Source organism: Weissella koreensis KCTC 3621 (assembly GCF_000277645.1).
On sequence record NZ_AKGG01000014.1, the window covers coordinates 150637 to 169052 of the forward strand.

The 18416-nt window shown below is 36.5% G+C and carries 15 protein-coding genes; 1 reads left to right on the top strand and 14 read right to left on the bottom strand.

The annotated features are described in order from the left end of the window. Nucleotides 1-19 precede the first annotated feature (19 nt). From JC2156_RS06175 to JC2156_RS06240, 14 genes are all read right to left on the bottom strand, one after another. Nucleotides 20-1033 carry an acyltransferase family protein gene (locus JC2156_RS06175; RefSeq protein ID WP_006845776.1) on the bottom strand — a complete coding sequence of 338 codons (1014 nt, stop codon included), beginning with the start codon at nt 1031-1033 and terminating at the stop codon, nt 20-22. Nucleotides 1034-1050: 17 nt separating this feature from the next. Next, the gene (locus tag JC2156_RS06180; RefSeq protein ID WP_006845777.1) at nt 1051-2337 is read right to left on the bottom strand and encodes a replication-associated recombination protein A; all 1287 of its coding nucleotides are present in this window, start codon (nt 2335-2337) and stop codon (nt 1051-1053) included. Nucleotides 2338-2535: 198 nt separating this feature from the next. Beyond that, complete coding sequence (locus JC2156_RS06185; RefSeq protein WP_006845778.1) at nt 2536-4107, bottom strand: peptide chain release factor 3; 1572 nt, start codon at nt 4105-4107, stop codon at nt 2536-2538. A gap of 172 nt (nt 4108-4279) precedes the next feature. Then, nucleotides 4280-4954, bottom strand: coding sequence for a hypothetical protein (locus JC2156_RS06190; protein WP_006845779.1), 675 nt, complete (start codon nt 4952-4954; stop codon nt 4280-4282). A 13-nt stretch (nt 4955-4967) separates the two neighbouring features. Continuing rightward, nucleotides 4968-5444, bottom strand: coding sequence for a low molecular weight protein-tyrosine-phosphatase (locus JC2156_RS06195; RefSeq protein ID WP_006845780.1), 477 nt, complete (start codon nt 5442-5444; stop codon nt 4968-4970). Between the two features lie 173 nt (nt 5445-5617). Beyond that, nucleotides 5618-6487: an NAD(P)-dependent oxidoreductase gene (locus tag JC2156_RS06200; RefSeq protein ID WP_006845781.1), complete on the bottom strand. Its 870-nt coding sequence runs from the start codon at nt 6485-6487 to the stop codon at nt 5618-5620. 70 nt (nt 6488-6557) lie between these two features. Continuing rightward, nucleotides 6558-7412 carry an aldo/keto reductase gene (locus tag JC2156_RS06205; RefSeq protein WP_006845782.1) on the bottom strand — a complete coding sequence of 285 codons (855 nt, stop codon included), beginning with the start codon at nt 7410-7412 and terminating at the stop codon, nt 6558-6560. Nucleotides 7413-7547: 135 nt separating this feature from the next. After that, nucleotides 7548-8924 (bottom strand): sugar porter family MFS transporter, encoded by a 1377-nt coding sequence (locus tag JC2156_RS06210; RefSeq protein ID WP_006845783.1) that lies wholly within the window; start codon nt 8922-8924, stop codon nt 7548-7550. Nucleotides 8925-8962: 38 nt separating this feature from the next. Further along, complete coding sequence (gene araA / locus JC2156_RS06215) at nt 8963-10387, bottom strand: L-arabinose isomerase (RefSeq protein ID WP_006845784.1); 1425 nt, start codon at nt 10385-10387, stop codon at nt 8963-8965. A 52-nt stretch (nt 10388-10439) separates the two neighbouring features. Beyond that, nucleotides 10440-11141, bottom strand: coding sequence for an L-ribulose-5-phosphate 4-epimerase (locus JC2156_RS06220; protein WP_006845785.1), 702 nt, complete (start codon nt 11139-11141; stop codon nt 10440-10442). A 3-nt stretch (nt 11142-11144) separates the two neighbouring features. Beyond that, a complete protein-coding gene (locus JC2156_RS06225; RefSeq protein WP_006845786.1) occupies nt 11145-12755 on the bottom strand; it encodes a xylulokinase in 1611 nt (536 codons plus the stop codon). A 201-nt stretch (nt 12756-12956) separates the two neighbouring features. Next, the gene (locus JC2156_RS06230) at nt 12957-14198 is read right to left on the bottom strand and encodes an oligosaccharide MFS transporter (RefSeq protein ID WP_006845787.1); all 1242 of its coding nucleotides are present in this window, start codon (nt 14196-14198) and stop codon (nt 12957-12959) included. A gap of 21 nt (nt 14199-14219) precedes the next feature. Then, complete coding sequence (locus JC2156_RS06235) at nt 14220-15188, bottom strand: glycoside hydrolase family 43 protein (protein ID WP_006845788.1); 969 nt, start codon at nt 15186-15188, stop codon at nt 14220-14222. Between the two features lie 360 nt (nt 15189-15548). Next, nucleotides 15549-16631: a GntR family transcriptional regulator gene (locus JC2156_RS06240; protein WP_006845789.1), complete on the bottom strand. Its 1083-nt coding sequence runs from the start codon at nt 16629-16631 to the stop codon at nt 15549-15551. Between the two features lie 272 nt (nt 16632-16903). Between JC2156_RS06240 and JC2156_RS06245 the strand changes: the two genes are divergently transcribed. Further along, a complete protein-coding gene (locus JC2156_RS06245; protein ID WP_162097974.1) occupies nt 16904-18376 on the top strand; it encodes a GGDEF domain-containing protein in 1473 nt (490 codons plus the stop codon). Nucleotides 18377-18416: the final 40 nt, after the last annotated feature.

Here is an 18416-nt window from a genome sequence, read left to right on the forward strand (position 1 = left end):
GGATAATTAATTCATTCTTTTAGCTTCTTTCTTTCGTTCGATCTGACCACCATCGAGTCGGATAAAAAATGATTTGTAATGGTCGATATCTCAAACTAATCCAGGCGACCCACCGAGAAAGCTCCCAAGTAAAAATTAAGATTAAAAAGGTCAATAAATAAAAATTATTAATTCCTAATTTTAATAACAAAATTCTCAAAATAGAAGCTAACGGTGCATGAACTAAATAAATAATTAGTGAATTTTTACCAGCATTTAACCAATACATTTTAGTTCTTTTCAAATGTAAAACTTGAAAAAATTTAAATGCAACTATCACACTAGCTAACTTTCCTAACATGATTAATGGTGTTGGCCCATTTGTGTCATACCATTCTGTAGGAATTTGACTTTGAGCATACAAAGTCATTAATAATACTATTAAAGAACCAATTACAACACCTGATTGTAGCATTATTTTAGAATTATTTTTAATTAAATACCCCAGAAAAAAGAAGATACTCCAAACACATACATCTTGTAAAATTAACGGTCCTTGAACATGCCAACCGACAAACACTAATCCTACATATATCAATGCCTGGAACCAAATATTTATTTTAAGTGAAAATAATGCACTCATTAGCAACCAAGTTAAAAATAAAGTTTCTAAGAACCACAAATACCCGATTGGAGTAATCCCCATAGTTAATAATGATGACCATTGATGTCCTTCATGCACATCCCCACCCGCACATTGTTGTAATCCAACATAAATAACAGAGAAGATGATAGAAGGCCAAAGTAAATTCCACGCTTTTTTCTTAAATTGATCTATAAAATATTTTCGATTTTGTGGAACTTTATAAAGGTAACCTGATAATGCCAAAAAAATTGGCATAATGATCAAAAAAATTCCACTCATGGAGCATTCTAAGCCTAATTTAGCTTCAGGAAATAAGTTAGTTTTATAAATTCCTTCTAAAACATGGACCAAAACTACCAAAAAAATGGTTTGCCCTTTTGCAATGTCAATCCATTCAATTCTTTTCATCACATACTACCCTTATTTTATTTTAAGCCATTTTTTTGTGCTTGTCGTAATTGCTGATACTGTTGCTGATATGCAACTTCAACCTTGGAATTACCTTTTGGTTCCCAATACTGCTTACCTTTCAAACGATTTGGCAAATATTGTTGTGCAATCCAATCTCCTGAATAATTATGAGGATACAGGTAGTCTACCCCGTGACCTAGTTTCTCGGCTCCTGCATAATGTGAATCCTTTAAATGAGGTGGAATTTCACCAGCATTACCACTCGTTACATCCGACAAGGCCGCATCAATTGCCATCATGGCAGAGTTAGATTTTGGTGACAATGCTAGCTCAATAATAGCATTCGCCAATGGAATTCGGGCTTCAGGAAAACCTAATTTTTCCGCCGTTTCAATAGCCATAATGGCTCGTTCAACCCCTGCTGGATTAGCTATTCCAACATCCTCATAGGCAATCACTCTCAGGCGACGGGCCAAAATAACTAAATCACCAGCTTCAATTAACCGCGCAGCATAGTGCAAAGCAGCATCAGCATCACTACCACGGATTGACTTTTGTAAGGCTGAAATCACATTATAGTGAGCATCTCCATCTTTATCTGCCGTTAATGCCTTCTTTTGAACACTTTCTTCCACAACTGCTAGATTAATTTCAATCACTCCGTCAGAATTTGGATCGGTTGATTTAACCGCCAACTCCAGTCCATTTAAAGCCGATCTTAAATCACCATTAGTCGCTTGTACTAAATGTTCCTTGGCCGCTTGATCAATTTTAATCTGGTACTGTCCTAGTCCCCGACTATCATCATGAATCGCCCGTTCAATTGCAACCATCATATCAGACTGGGTTAAAGGCTTAACTTCAAAAATTTGTGTCCGAGAACGAATAGCTGGATTAATAGACAGGTATGGATTCTCCGTTGTGGCTCCAATTAAAACAATTCGTCCACTTTCAAGGTGTGGTAATAAAAAGTCTTGCTTGGTCTTATCTAGACGATGAATTTCATCTAGCAACAAAATCACAGTCCCTGACATTTTAGCCTCTTCAGCCACAATTTGAAGATCTTTTTTACTGTCAGTTGCAGCATTCAACATTCGAAAAGCATATTGTGTTGACCCCGCAATAGCGCTGGCAATACTAGTCTTTCCTGTTCCAGGTGGTCCGTATAAAATCATCGATGATAGCATTTTTGCCTTAACCATTCGCTCAATGATTTTACCAGGACCAATTAAATGTTGTTGACCGACAACTTCTGCAATTGTTTTTGGTCGCATCCGAAATGCTAATGGTTCCTGTGCCATTCCAAGCTCCTTTATGATCATTTTTAATTAAGATAAATGACCCCCTGATTAATTTTCAAACCTATTTATTTAATAATATACCATTTTCCTGCTAAGTTGTTGATTAATCGTTTCTTTAAAAAGGTCCATTCAATTTAAATAAAAAGGTTAATTATCAATGAATTTCTGATAACTAACCTCTTAAATATAATTTTTATTTTATAACTTTTGCTCCAACTTAACGTCAGGATACTTATCAGTAAACCAACGTTCAGCAAACATGTTTTCAAACAAGAAGACCGGATTTTCTGATCGATCACGTACCAACAAATTACGTGATGATGCCATCTTAGGATCCAATTCATCTTCGTTAACCCATCGAGCAATTTTAGAACCCATCGGCTCCAAAATAACTTCACTATTATATTCATTGGCCATTCGGAATTGGAAAACTTCAAACTGCAATTGACCCACAGCCCCTAAAATATAATCACCTGAATCCCATGCCGTATACATTTGAATCGTTCCTTCTTGAACCAATTGTGTCACTCCTTTATGGAATGATTTCTGCTTCAAAACATTTTTAGCTCGTACATGCATAAACAGTTCTGGTGTGAAAGTTGGCAATTCTTTAAATTCAATTGCCTTCTTTCCCTTATAAATTGTATCGCCAATTTGGAAATTACCAGTATCGTAAACCCCAATGATATCTCCAGGAACCGCATTTTCTACGTTTTCTCGTGAATCCGCCATAAATTGAGTAACATTTGATAATCGGATTTTCTTACCGGTTCTTTGAAGAACGACATCCATTCCACGTTCAAATTCACCTGATACGATCCGAACAAAGGCGATTCGATCACGATGATTTGGATTCATATTAGCTTGAATTTTAAACACAAAGCCTGAGAATTCATCTTGATCCGGTTCAACTAGTTGATCATTACTTGTTCTTTTCGCTGCTGGTGCTGGTGCGAATTTAAGATAAGTTTGTAAGAAGGTTTCCAACCCAAATCCGGCTAAAGCTGATCCAAAGAAAACTGGTGTTAATTCTCCATCCAAAACAGCATTTTCATCAAATTTATTTCCTGCATCCTTCAATAATTCAACTTCTTCTCGTGCTTCATCCCAAACAGGTGTCTGTTGGATTGGATTATCAGTAGCTAAATCTGTTCCGGCTTCATTCAATGGCAAGAAACGTTCAGCTTCATTCCCTGGTCGATAAACTTCAACTTGTTGATGATAAATATCGAATAAGCCCGACAAAACTTGTCCTGAACCAATTGGCCAGTTCATTGGATAAGTTGCAACACCTAAAGTATCCTCTAATTCATCCAACAAATCCATCGCCGGTCGACCATCACGATCTAACTTGTTAAAGAACGTAAAAATGGGGATATGTCTTTCTTTAACAATTTCAAACAACTTCCGAGTTTGAGGCTCAATTCCCTTTGCTGAATCCACAACCATAATAACCGAGTCAACGGCCATCAAGGTCCGATAAGTATCTTCTGAAAAGTCCTCGTGGCCTGGTGTATCCAAAATATTGATTCGTTTACCATCATAATCAAATTGTAATACTGATGAAGTTACCGAAATTCCACGCTTTTGTTCAATTTCCATCCAATCGGACTTAGCGAAATTACCCTTGCGTCCTTTAACGGTTCCTGCTGAACGAACTACTCCACCCAATAATAACATTTGTTCGGTAATAGTTGTTTTACCCGCATCCGGATGGGAAATGATCGCAAAAGTTCGACGTGTATCGATCTGCTCTTTTAAATTAGCCATAAAGTTATATTTTCTCTTTTTCTATATATATTTGTCTTAATTTTAGGTGCGAAACGTTTATCTTTTACTTCAAATAATTATTCATACCTAGATATCGAAAATTCTATTTAAGCATTCAAGATTAATTTTACCAAAAATAGCTTAACTTTGGATCACAAAATGATAACAAAGATTAATTATTCCAGCCTCCTGTTTGATAAGCAACCTCTAATGAAGTTTTATTTAACAAACTCACTGCCATAACCTTTTTAATATTAGTATCATCATATACATCAACATTATTGAATTTTTGTTTTAATTGATTACGAGCCGCTTTAACATCACTATCAGAAAAATCGTAGGTATTTGCTAAATCAGTATGACTTGTTCCATTAGAGCTGGCATTTTGCCAATCTGTATCAGTGGAAGATTTGGAACTAGAACTTGAATTAGTTTTTCTTTTTGAACTACTTGAACCACTAATTTGATCGTTTGACTCATCTTCAGAATTTGATTCAGATGCTAGGACAGCTTTAATTTGTTTATTAATCCTAGGCATACTTCCATCAACATGCAAAGCATCTTGATAATTTTGCTTCATTTTGTCCTTATGTCCAGCAGTTAAATCCGTATCACCTAGCACTAAATATTCCAACTGCTGTAAAGATGTCCGACTTTCTACGGAGGGCTTGGTATCTTGAATTTTTTGATAATGTTTCTGAGCTTTGACCCACTCCCGATTATCAACGGCCGATCGCGCATCTTTTAAATTACTGGATACAATAATTCCTTTATAAATTGATTTTCCGCCGAAAACAATGATAATTATTCCTAAAATAATTCCTAAAATTTTTATTTTTTGTTTCATAATTTTATAACTCCTAAATATTTTTTAAATCGGCTTTAATCTGTACTAACCAGGCTGGTAAAGTCTCTTTTAATTCTCGATATGTGACATCAAAACGTCTGGTATACCAAGGATCTTGAATTTCCTTATCGGCTTGCGATGGCAAAATTGAATAGGCTAATTTAATTTTAGCTGACGCATCATCACTAGGAGCTAATCGTTTCAAATTGCGCATATTCTGTTGATCCATTGTGATAATATAATCTGCCCATTCAAAATCTTCAGGTCGAATTTGACGAGCACGAATCCAATCAAACGGAATTTGATGTTCTTTCAAAATCTTTTGTGTTCCAGGATGTGGTGGATTACCCATTTCCTCATTGGAAGTTCCAGCTGAATCAATTTTAATTTGGTCAGTCAAACCTTCTTCAGCTACCATTTGTGTGAACAGCGCTTCAGCCATTGTTGAACGCGCAATATTACCTAAACAGACAAATAAAACATTTTTCATCACCTGAACTCCTCTCAATCCATTCCAGCTTATTATATCATTCATCAGATTTTTATTAATCTTATTACACTTAATCTTTCCATCAAAAAAGCCCGCTTATACTCAGTAGTATCTACTGCTAAACATAGGCGGACATTATAAGCCTGTCCAATAATCATTAATTTTTACTAAATCTAAGCTTTGCTCCACCATAATTTGATCAAGGCCTGACTTCCTTCATCCCCTAGTTGCTTTTCGTCCACTAACTTTTCATAAAGTGTTTCCGCCAAAGCAGTCATTGGTAAGGCCAATTTTAACTTTTCTGCTTCATCTAGAGCAATTCTTAAATCCTTTAGGAGATGCTTAGCATAAAATCCAGGCTTAAAGTCTCCAGACAAAATTCGTGGTCCATAATTTTCAAGAGACCAATTTTGAGCACTTCCGCCATTTAATGTCGTTAAGATATCTGACAAATTCAAGCCCACTCGTTTAGCATAAACTAAGGTCTCTGACATTCCAAGCATCGTACCCGCAATCATAATTTGATTAGCCATCTTAGCATGTTGACCTAATCCAGCATTACCAAAAAGATTTACTCGTCCCGCAATTGCTTCAAAGACGGGTGCTAAAGTATTAAAGGCTTGTTCGTCGCCACCTACCATTACTGTCAATGTTCCTTCTCGAGCACCAACATCCCCGCCTGAGACAGGTGCATCAAGGACAGCCACACCATGTTTAACTCCATCTTCTGCCAAAGTTTCTGCCAAAGTTGGAGTTGAAGTAGTCATATCCATGAAAATTTTACCTTCACTAGCACCAGCAAAAAGTCCATTTTCTCCGTAATATTGAGCTTTTACATCATCAGGATACCCAACCATCGTAATTACTAGATCATTTTGCATCGCCAAAGCTTTTGGCGTTCCAACCCATTGAGCACCTGAATCCAAAACTTTTTTGGCATGAGCTTTCGTTCGATTGAAAACTTCCACCTCAAAACCGGCTTTTAATAAGTTCTCAATTACTCCTGTTCCCATCACTCCCGTTCCAATAAATCCAATTTTCATTTTCCACACCCTTTCCACCATATAATATGGTCAGTCATATTACGATAAAACACTAATTTTAAACCAAAATTTAATTATGCGGATATTGGGCTCCACGTTCATATACTAATTCTGGTTCCTGGCTAATTCGTTTAAATTTATTCAAATCATCCAAGGTTTGCATATCCTCATTAGTAATTTCAAAATCAAAAACATTTATATTATCTTGTACTCGGTCTAAATGACTTGATTTTGGAATGAGCGCTGTCTGATTTTGCAAATGCCAACGAATAACAATTTGAGCTGGACTTTTATGATATTTTTCCGCTAAAGTCTGTACAACCGAATCGCTTAACTCTCCACCACGACCTAATGGAGCCCACGCTTGAGTTACAATTTGATGTTCTTTTGAAAAAATTTGTAGCGGTTTTTGCGTTAAATATGGATGTACTTCGACTTGATTCACAACTGGCATTTCCTTAGCCTTCGTGGCTAAATATTCCAAATGAATTTGACCATAATTTGAAGTCCCAATAGAACGTACAAGCCCTTCTTCCTTAGCTCGTTCAAAAGCACGCCAAGTTTCAAAAAAATGTTGGTGCAATGGCCAATGCACCAATAAAAGGTCAACATAATCTAATTGTAAAGCTTTCAATGAATTTTCTAATGAGCGCAAGGTTGCATCATATCCTTGATTCTCTTCCGCAATTTTAGTAGTAATAAATAATTCTTCGCGGCTTGCCTGACTATTTTTCAAGGATCGCCCGATCATTTCTTCATTTTTATACATTTGTGCTGTATCAAAAAGACGATATCCAGATGCATATGCTCCATCTAATAATTGATCCATGATTTTTTCATCAGTAACTTTATATAATCCCAATCCCAATTTAGGCATCTGATTTCCATCTGCTAGTTGATAGCGATCCTGGCTTGTTAATTCCATCAAATTTCACCTCATTATTATCTCAATTTTATTAGATTCATTATAACATTATCTAGCTTAGGATAAAAAAACAACTACTTAGAATAAAATTCCAAATAGCTGTTTAACTATAGATATTAAATTGTAACTAATTTATTAACGATTTGATCCTTCAGATTCAATCTCTTCCAATGTTCGACCGAATGTCTCAGGCACACGGAATTTAACGAACAATACGGCGATAATTGAAATGATTCCGAAGACTGCGAAAACCATTTCTTGTGGCATTGTAGCAGTCATAATTGGGAAAAGTAATCCAACTAAGAATGAACCAATCCAGTTAAATGATGATGCTAGACCTGAAGCTCGGCCACGGATAGCGAGTGGGAATAATTCCCCAACCAACACCCATGTCAACGGAGCCCAAGTAAATGAATAGAAAGCAACGAAGATTGATAAGAAAACAACGATCAACATTGGTGGGAAACTATCAGCACCAAAGATTAAGTTCAATACTGCAGGCATCAAAAATGATAGAGCCATCATCGATCCACCCAAGATAAGTAAGGTCTTTCGTTGGAACTTTTCAGCGATCACCATGTACAAGATGGCACCCAGTACTAAGATCACACCTTGAACAATTGGCCAAAGCAATGCTTCTGAAGCTGCTTGTCCAGTCGCCTTTTCAACAATCAAAGGAATGTAGTAGAAGATCGCATTAGCGCCCATAAATTGTTGGAACGCAGCCACACCAATTCCAGCTGTTACTAAGTAACGATATTTTCCAGAGAACAAAGTACCCAAATTAACATTTTGTGCAGCAGATGCTTCTTTTGAAACCGTAGCTTGAATTTCGTTTAATTCGGGCTGAATTTCTGCATCACTTCGAATGTATGACAAAACTTGACGTGCTTCATCCGGCTTACCCAATTTAACCAAGAATCGAGGTGATTCAGGCAACCGAAGGACACCTAAGAATAGGATAATTGCTGGAACGGCTGCTAAGCCAAGCATTAAGCGCCATGCTAATCCATGAGCTAATCCTTTCAAGATGAAGTCCATAATATATGACAACAACATTCCTGAAACAATCATCAGTTGATTCAACCCAGATAAACGTCCACGTGAACGAGCAGGGGCCATTTCTGACATATATGAAGGTACTAGTGCTGAAGCCGCTCCGACAGCTAACCCTAACAAAACTCGGGCAAACAACAGCCAAGCGACAGCATTATGAGGTGAAAGTCCCGCCATAATTGCCCCAAATGCAAAGACAAACGATGCTACCAAAATCATTTTACGTCGGCCAAATTTATCAGAGAGTTGACCCGCTAAGGCCCCTCCAAAAATCGCACCTAACATCAATGATGATGTAATCCATCCAATCACGGATGCGTTCGTTAAATTCCAGTCATGTTGCAAAAATGGTAACGCTCCCGTCATCACCCCAATATCATAACCGAATAGAATCCCACCAAACGCTCCAAAGAAGTAAATGAATCCGCTTGGAATCTTTTTTGTTTCTTTACTCATATCTCCGTACTCACAACTTTCTATTTTTTAAATATTAATTACTTAATATTGACAAATGTTAAATCAAACATGTTTGCAAGATCTGTCAATTGTTCCGTATCAACATTGAAACTCAAAGTCGTGTGGTGTCCTCCACCAACTGTTAACCAACCTTCAGCTCCAGCCTTCAATCCAGCCTTTGGTGTCCACAATTGCTTAGCAACTGGTAAGAATGGTGTTTCTGCTTCAGGCTTGTTTCCTGCTACTTCATAGCTAATTAACTTAAATTCATCACCGAAGTCGGCCATCGTAACATCAACTGCATCGCCAGCTTTTCCAGTAAAGACCAAACGTGCTGGATCATCTTTACCACCAATATCCAATGGATGTACTTCAACACGTGGCTTATCAGAAGCAATTGTTGGGTCAACTTCAAGCATATGTGATCCCAAGATAGCTTCATGACCTTTACGAAGATCCAATGTGTAATCTTCCATGAAGGCTGTTCCTTCGTTGTGAGCAACAATCTTAAGCAAACGAGTCAAGGCAGAAGTCTTCCAATCACCTTCACCGGCGAATCCATAACCATCAGCCATCAACATTTGAGCAGCCAATCCAGGCAATTGTTCCAAACCTTCAAGGTCTTCAAAGTTGGTTGTAAATCCAGAGTAACCCTTGTCATCCATGAATTGCTTAATAGCTAAGTATTCACGCAATTGATACTTAACGTTGTGTTCGTACTTTTCAGCAGAATTATCACCTTGAACAAATTCATACTTATTTTGAAGTTCTTTGTAAAGAGCATCAACATCAGCTTCGTCAATTGCGTTGACGTATGCTACCAAGTCAGCAACTCCCCAGTAATCAACGGTCCAACCCAATTTGATTTGAGCTTCAATCTTATCACCATCGGTAACGGCAACATTACGCATCTTGTCACCAAAGGTCACAATCTTAATTTTGTATGATTCGTTGTAAGCAACAGCTACATCCATCCACTTACCAATTTGAGTTTGAACTTCTTCATCTTCGTAGTGTCCAAAGACAATTTTATTCTTAATTCCCAAACGAGCATTGATGAAGGCATATTCACGGTCACCATGGGCTGATTGGTTCAAATTCATATAATCAAAGTCAATTGAATCATATGGAATCTTGTTCAACATTTGCGTTGCCAAGTGCATCAATGGCTTATTGAGCAATTGTGTCCCACGGATCCAGTTCTTTGCAGGTGAGAAAGTGTGAGCCCAAGTAATAACTCCAGCTACTTCATCATCAGCATTAGCTTCCTTCATTGTTTGAGTAATATTTTCAGCGGTTACTCCAACTGCCTTAAATTCAACAGGGTAAGCTAACTTACCTGATGCATTCAAAGATGCAACTAATTTCTTAGAATCTTCTTCAACTTGCTTCAAAACTTCAGGTCCATAAAGGAATTGTGAACCTGTAACGAACCAGAATTTGTAATTTGCAGTTTCTAACATGATATTTTCTCCTATAAAGTAATACTTAGTTTAATTAAACAACGGTAAGCAATTATTTATTTTGCCCATAATATGCATTAGCACCATGCTTGCGGTAATAATGCTTGTCGAGCAAGTATTGAGGAATACTCAAATCCGCATGTGGGTTAAGTTGCATTGCATGGTAGTCCATTTCGGCAACCACTTCTAGCACCTTAGCGTTATGCACGGCATCGTGAGCATCTTTTCCCCAAGTAAATGGTCCATGCTGACGAACCAAAACGGCAGGAACAGCCATAGGATCTAAGTTGCGCTTCTTAAACTCACGTTCAATCACAACTCCAGTATTCAATTCATATGCTGACTCTACTTCTTCTTGAGTTAAAGCTGAAGCTGCTGGTACATCACCATAGAAAGTATCAGCATGTGTTGTTCCCATTGCTGGCACATCCATTCCTGCTTGCGCATATGAAACAGCCCAAGGTGAATGTGTATGTACAACTCCACCAATTTCAGGGAAAGCATTGTACAAGTGCATATGAGTCGCAGTATCACTACTTGGATTCAACTCACCCTCGACAACGTTTCCTTTCAAGTCAACTACGACCATGTCTTCAGGACTTAATTCTTCATACTCAACTCCTGAAGGCTTAATCACGAATAATCCCTTTTCACGATCAATTTCACTAACATTTCCCCAAGTAAATGTAACTAAATCATATTTAGGTAATAACATATTAGCGTCATAAACGCGTTTCTTCATATCTTCTAACATTTTTTACCCCTCGTTTTGGTCCTTTAATGTAGCAACGGCGTGGGCTTCAATTGGCAAACCAGCCTTATAACGTTCCATAAAGCGATTAAATCCATTGACATCCTTAGCGTCCGGCTCAATCGTTGAACGTTCTTGGTCAAAGAAAACTTCTTCTTCAAGATAGCTAGCTAAGTCTTTATTAGTATCAGCGGCAGCATAAGCAGCCAAAATTGCCATACCCCATGGACCACCTTCGCCTGCTGTTTTCATTACCGTGACTGGAGCTTCCATTGCTGCAGCTAACATTTTTTGTCCAACAATCGGTGTCTTAAAGATTCCACCTTGTGCCACGATTGAATCAGTTTCAACTTCTTCATCATGCAAAATGTCCATTCCAATCTTCATCGCCCCAAAGGCTGAATACAAATTGGTACGCATCAAGTTTCCAATATTAAATTTACTATTTGGCATACGAGCTAAGACCGGACGTCCTTCACTCATTCCAGTGATATTTTCACCAGAGTAATATCCATATGACAAAATTCCAGATGTATCAGGGTCGGCATTCAAAATACTATTGAAGAGGTGACCATATAATTCGTCTGGTGCCAAATCAACACCAATCATTTGTGCGAATTCATTAAACAAACCTGCCCAAGCATTAATATCTGAACTGGAATTATTCGCGTGCACCATGGCGACCGCTGAACCATCAGGTGTGGTCACCATATCAATACTTGTATGCAACTTCTTCAATGACTTTTCTAACACGATCATGGCAAAAGCAGATGTTCCAGCAGAAACATTTCCAGTTCGTTGTTTAACAGAATTTGTTGAAACCATTCCAGTTCCAGCATCTCCTTCCGGCGGTGCCATCACAGTTCCTGGTTGTAACTTTCCAGAAACATCTAATAGTTTTGCCCCTTCGGCTGTCAAAGTTCCAGCTTGTTCTCCTGCCACCTTCACAGCTGGAAGAATTTCTGGTAATGACCAATGATATTGCTTAATAGCTTTCAAACCATTAAATTTATCCATCATGTCTTGATTATAATCATGGCTTAATTCATCAATTGGGAAGACCCCTGAAGCATCTCCAACACCTAAGACCTTTTCACCAGAAAGCTTCCAATGAACATATCCTGCAAGAGTTGTAATAAAATCAACATCTTTAACATGTGTTTCTTGATTCAAAACAGCTTGATAAAGGTGTGCAATACTCCAACGTTCTGGAATATTAAAGTTAAACAAATGTGTTAATTGCAAAGCTGCATCTTCAGTCATCGCATTTCGCCAAGTTCTAAATGGCACTAGCAAATCACCTTGTGCATTAAACGACATGTATCCATGCATCATGGCTGCGATTCCCATCGAACGGAGTTTAGTCAACTCTACTCCATACTCGTTTTTAATTTGTCCAGACAATTTGCTATATGCATCTTGAAGACCTGACCAAATATCTTCCAAAGAGTAAGTCCAAACTCCATTTTCTAATTTATTCTCCCAACCATGCGATCCTGTTGCGACAACACTGTAATCGCTAGCAATTAAAACCGCTTTAATATTTGTTGAGCCAAATTCTATTCCTAATGAAGTATTACCTGCTTGAATTTCTTCAATAATTTGTCCCTTTTCCATTTAACAGACTTCCTTTGTTTTTTATGTTTTTTTATTTTATGAAATCGTTTACATGTATTATTGTAAAATATTGTTACGTATAAATCAATAACAAATTTAAATATTTATTTGCATATGTTATTGATATCGCATGACAGCAACAAAAAAACGCCTAATTTTTTTAATTAGGCGTTAAATATTTGTCTGTAATTCTGAATATAATTACATTCGTGGAATAGTTGTTGGGTCTTTATGTTCTTTGTCCAAAAAGATAGTTGCAATGATGGTAATAACCAAAACTACAGAACCCATAATCAAATATGTGTGTTGGAATCCAATATTATCATACATTGTTCCAGCCAATGCTGAGAAAATAAAGACCGAGACTTGTTTCATAAAATTAGCCGCCAAAGCATAAACTGTCGCATATAAGCGATTATCAAATGTCAGTCCAATATATTTCATAATTGAAACTAGGACTAATGGCATTTCAAATCCAGCTAACAAACGCAAAACCACGATAAAAATCCAGTTTGGAGCTAAGGCAGTTCCGATAATACGTAGTGCCGTAATAAATCCATAAATCAACAAACCATTTCGTGCACCAATCTTATTAATGATATATGGCATTGGAATCATCAAAATCATTTCAATAAACATTTGTACAGTTACCATGTTTGAATAAACTTTCGTTGCTTGTGATACATGGTGGAAGAAAGTTTGAAAGAAAATAACAAATTGTTGATCAAAAACGTCATATAAGGCTGAAGCTCCCATATAGAAAATTCCAAGTATCCAGAAATTACGAACCTTAAAGAGGGCCATAACGTCTTTCATGTTGACTTTTTCGTTGTCAGCAGTAGTTACATCTACATTATTATCTGCAACTTTATCAAAGAATAAAAACATAATAAATGCTAACAATGCAGAAACGCTGGCTGCCCAGAAAATCGCACTTGGTTGCCACAAGAACAAACGTCCTCCTAGGAATGAAGCAACAGCTCCAGCAATTGATCCACCTATTCGTGAATGTCCAAATTCAAATTTATTAATAACTGATGCTCGTTGGATATATTGTTCAATAACAGAAACTCCACCATTCAAGACAAATGATAAATAAATTCCAGTTACAATTGCAACGACCATTGCGTTAGTTGATGCTAGCAATGGCAAGAAAACCCATTGGAAGAATGGTCCAATTAACGCTCCAGCCAATAAGATAATAAAGACTAATGTCTTTTTCATCACTAACCTGTCTGAAAAATATCCAAACATCGGTTGAAAAATCAATGACATAACCGCCATCATTGAGAAAATAATTCCAGCCTGGCTACCATTTAAATGAGCAACTTGTTCAAGCCAAAGAGTTAAATAACCGTTAACGATGGCCCAAATGAAAAAATAAGAAAAATGTGAGACCGGAAATGACCAAAACATTCCTTTCTCTTCTGTCTTCGTGTTCATAATACTTTCCATCCTTTAATTTTATAATTCTGTAAATTTAACGGGATTTCCAAAAACAGGGAATCCATTTTCATCATAATCAAATGCTTGAATCATCGTATGCCGATTAGGATCATACAATGGGTCACCTTTGATGTCAGCGTAGTTGCGGATATGATAGACAAGCAAATCAGTTTCACCATCTTCTGAAACTGTAAATGAGTTATGTCCCGGTCCCAAAAGATCATGCTTAACATCCGATGTAAAGACGGGATGATCTAACTTAGTCCAACTAGCTGGATCCAAAAGATCTGAATTTTCATCTGCGTAAAGCATCCCCATACAATAATTTTCATCAGTGGCACTTCCGGAGAAGGTCAAGAAGAATTTTCCATTTCGATGTAAGACGGCTGGCCCTTCATTTACCGCGAATATCTGAGTTTCCCAATCATATTCTGGTTTAGTCAACATAACGGGTGCCGTTTTAAGTGTCCAAGGATTTTCCATTTCAGAAATATATATATTAGTATTTCCAAAAATTTCTGGATCCTTTTGAGCCCAAACATAATACAACTTGTTTTGGTGTTCAAAAGTTGTGGCATCTAAGGCAAATGAATCGATTGGAGTTTGAACACGGCCTTTCTCGACCCAGTTATCTTCTGTTTCCATTGGATCGGGTGCCTCACACTCAATCACATACATCCGGTGTTGAAACATACCATTTTCGTCAAAATCAGTTGTATGGGATGCAGCATAATAGACATACCATTTACCATTGATGAAATGAATCTCAGGTGCCCAGATCAACTCACTTTCCTCGCCTGTTCCAGTGTCATGTTTACGCCAAATCGTTCGTGGCATCGCATGAGCCAGCCCAGCAATAGTCTTTGATCGTCGTAACTCAATCAAATTATATGCTGGAACAGAGGCACTAAAATAATAATATCCATCAGTATGCTTGTAGATATATGGGTCTGCTCTTTGAATAATTAGTGGACTATAGTTTTCCATCAGAATACCCCTCAATAAATAATTTACAATTAAAATAAGTTCAATAAACTTTGCAACCGTTTACATTTAAGTATATTAAAATATTGTTACGTATAAATCAAGAGTTTTATTTTTAATAACCATACAAATAATGAATTGAGCCTTCTTGAAATGGCTTACATAAGCGATTAATCGAAAATATATATATTAATAAAAAATTCACAATTTTTATGTTTGTTTTCTATATTTTTGTAAAAATAACTAGTTTGATAATTTATTAACATATTTTAAAAAACACATTTTTTAAATATTTATATATAAAAAGACCAGGATCAACTTTATCCTAGTCTTTTTTATAATTAAAATTTATAAATCGCATTATCACTTAATTGAATTAAGATCCCTGACACTTTCTCGTTCAATAAATTCAGGTTCATAGTTTAATGATTCAACTGATTCGCCGTTTATCGCTTGAATTAACAAACTCGCAGCATCACTACCCATCCGTTCTTTTTCGTGAGTCATAGTCGTTAACTTAGGATTTACATACTCATCCAAATGATAATCATCAAATCCCACAATTGAAATGTCTTCAGGCATTTTAAGTCCCATTTCATGAATTAAATCATAAATTTGAATGGCAATTTGATCATTGTAAGCTACAATCGCCGTAATTTCTGAATTAACTTTCAAATATTGTTCAACCTTTTCTAAAACCATATTAATTGGGTCTGAAGACCGATACATAATCGTTGATGAATTTAATGCTAGCTCTGGCTGCTGTTGATAAGCACCAATAAACCCATTCATCCGTCGAACCCCTTGTAAGTCATCAACTTGGAAAACGCCTAAAATTTTATTATGCCCTTTTTCAAATAAATATTCGACTAAATGCTTTTCTGCTATTTCATCATATTGTTTCACTACAGGATAATTCAATCCTTCATAGATAGCATTAATAAATACAATCGGTATTTTTAATTCATCAATATGTCGATAAATATCAAGATTCTCTTTATTAAATGCACTTTGTGTTGGTTCAATAATTAAACCTGCGACATTATTATCTAACATCGAAAGTAATGCTTGTCGCTCACGAATAGGATCATTATGAGTATTGGCTACCAGCATCGTATAACCTTGTTTAGACGCTGCTCGGTCGACTCCACTGATTATATTTGGGAAAATATAATGAGCAATATGGGTAGTAATCATTCCAATCAATTTGGTAGGTCCAGCCGTAGCAGTTGCATGCCAATTATCAACAAACATCCCCCCACCTTGCACTTTATAAACATAATTTTCATTTTCTAAATCAGTGATCGCCCGCCGTACCGTAAATCTAGAAACCGAAAAACGAGCCATTAATTCAGACTCAGTTGGTAATTTTTCTCCTATATGATAATCACCAGCTTCAATCTCATCTTTGATTTTATTTTTAATTAACTCGTACTTGGCCGCCATATTCTTCCTCTTTCTCATCCATCTCTTAATGCAATTATTATACCATCAACAAGAAAATAAGGCGGTCAAATTCAGATATTCCTCAATTTCTTAAATTTCTCATAAAATACCAACATATCCAGCTCTAGGCTAGATAACTCACTGAATTTTAATGTAATCCACCACCAATAGGTGTAAAATAAGTTAAATGAATTTATATTTTTTTACTCGTTTGGAGGAATATGATGCTTAATATTTTACACAACTCCATAGACATTATCAGCTTTATGCTGATGACCCTTTTAATTTCAAGTTTTTTTACAACTGGGTATGTTGGATATTTCAATCGACTCTGGAATGAAATTTTTGTCCAAAATAATGGAGGAGCCTTTCTGTGGAAACGGGCTCAAATTTTTATATTTGGTTGTGGAATTGGTTTATATATCCATTTAGCCACAATGTTTTACTTTAGCGGCCAAATTGCCATGGTTTTCCATAATATCGCGCTCTTTTTACTCGTACTGCCTTTCTTATATTTAGGTGGTTACAATCGCATAGAACGTTTTCTACAGTTACTGGCTGCTGGTTACGTATGGGTTGGGCATCATATGGGGTCTATGACGATTAATGATAATATGAACCAACCCACTGTAATCATTGCTTTAATAATTACAGTTGCCCTTTTGCTCATCAGTCAGGTGCCCTTGGTTCATGACAAAATTGTTTATAACTGGCAATGCAGTCTACTATACTTTAGCTTAATTGGAATCCTATTTTGGGGGACATTACCTTCAGTTTCGATGGGAATTACCATGGGACCTGTGATAGTAGTTGAAGCAATCGTTATCTTTGTTACCATGAATATGGTCGTAATGTATTTATGGTTTAACGGATTTAAAAATACCAATCCTGGTCAATTTGAAAAAGCTGCAGACTTAGATGCCTTAACTAAAGTGCATTCCTTCGCATTTTTCCAAAACGAATCAGAAAAACTTTTTCAAAACGCACGACATAATAATAAACCGCTTAGTATTATTGAATGGGATATCGATCGTTTCAAACAAGTTAATGATACCTTTGGTCATTCAGCCGGAAATAAAATTTTAATTGAAACATCTGGTATAGTTCAAAAAACTTTAGACGAAGAAATGCCATCCGCACAGCTCTTTAGAACTGGTGGTGAAGAGTTTACAATTATGTTCCCTAATAGTTCTATCGATGATGTCCTACCTATTGTTAAAAAAGCATGGGATAACGTGCGTACAACTAATTTCTTTTATCAAGATACACCTATTGAAGTTACGATTTCTATGGGTGGAACCAATTTAGAACCAAATGACACAAAATTCAAAACTCTTTATGATCGAGTCGACGAATATCTTTATATGAGTAAAAGAAACGGAAGAAACCAGATCACAATTGACGGTGAAAAAATTTATTCAGGTGAGCATCGTCAACAAGTAGTTGCTATGTATGCTTATTTCACCCAAAATTTGATGCAATTCACGCAACGGCGCTTTAAACAAGTTTCGGCTGAATTATTATTGCGTTCTTTCGATTATCAAACCAGTGAATGGAAAGTTCCAGAAGACCTCAATATTAACATTGAAGCCCAATTAATGTTAGTGAAAAAGCTGATTGATTCTAACAAGTTGAATCAAATTAGCATCAATCTTGAATTAGAACAATTTGCAGACCCACATGCAACTGACGCTCTTTTAAATTTTATGAATAATCAAAATGAATTAGAACAATTGAACATTTAAGTCTCAGATATTGATAAGATTCAAGATTGGGATTTCTTTG

What these genes read in the sequence shown, in the direction of transcription:
- JC2156_RS06240 (WP_006845789.1), bottom strand. Translation starts at nt 16,631, where the DNA reads ATGGCGGCCAAGTACGAGTTAATTAAAAATAAAATCAAAGATGAGATT.
- JC2156_RS06205 (WP_006845782.1), bottom strand. Translation starts at nt 7,412, where the DNA reads ATGGAATTAACAAGCCAGGATCGCTATCAACTAGCAGATGGAAATCAG.
- JC2156_RS06225 (WP_006845786.1), bottom strand. Translation starts at nt 12,755, where the DNA reads ATGGAAAAGGGACAAATTATTGAAGAAATTCAAGCAGGTAATACTTCA.
- JC2156_RS06185 (WP_006845778.1), bottom strand. Translation starts at nt 4,107, where the DNA reads ATGGCTAATTTAAAAGAGCAGATCGATACACGTCGAACTTTTGCGATC.
- JC2156_RS06190 (WP_006845779.1), bottom strand. Translation starts at nt 4,954, where the DNA reads ATGAAACAAAAAATAAAAATTTTAGGAATTATTTTAGGAATAATTATC.
- JC2156_RS06175 (WP_006845776.1), bottom strand. Translation starts at nt 1,033, where the DNA reads ATGAAAAGAATTGAATGGATTGACATTGCAAAAGGGCAAACCATTTTT.
- araA (WP_006845784.1), bottom strand. Translation starts at nt 10,387, where the DNA reads ATGTTAGAAACTGCAAATTACAAATTCTGGTTCGTTACAGGTTCACAA.
- JC2156_RS06230 (WP_006845787.1), bottom strand. Translation starts at nt 14,198, where the DNA reads ATGAACACGAAGACAGAAGAGAAAGGAATGTTTTGGTCATTTCCGGTC.
- JC2156_RS06200 (WP_006845781.1), bottom strand. Translation starts at nt 6,487, where the DNA reads ATGAAAATTGGATTTATTGGAACGGGAGTGATGGGAACAGGAGTAATT.
- JC2156_RS06210 (WP_006845783.1), bottom strand. Translation starts at nt 8,924, where the DNA reads ATGAGTAAAGAAACAAAAAAGATTCCAAGCGGATTCATTTACTTCTTT.
- JC2156_RS06220 (WP_006845785.1), bottom strand. Translation starts at nt 11,141, where the DNA reads ATGTTAGAAGATATGAAGAAACGCGTTTATGACGCTAATATGTTATTA.
- JC2156_RS06235 (WP_006845788.1), bottom strand. Translation starts at nt 15,188, where the DNA reads ATGGAAAACTATAGTCCACTAATTATTCAAAGAGCAGACCCATATATC.
- JC2156_RS06195 (WP_006845780.1), bottom strand. Translation starts at nt 5,444, where the DNA reads ATGAAAAATGTTTTATTTGTCTGTTTAGGTAATATTGCGCGTTCAACA.
- JC2156_RS06245 (WP_162097974.1), top strand. Translation starts at nt 16,904, where the DNA reads ATGACCCTTTTAATTTCAAGTTTTTTTACAACTGGGTATGTTGGATAT.
- JC2156_RS06180 (WP_006845777.1), bottom strand. Translation starts at nt 2,337, where the DNA reads ATGGCACAGGAACCATTAGCATTTCGGATGCGACCAAAAACAATTGCA.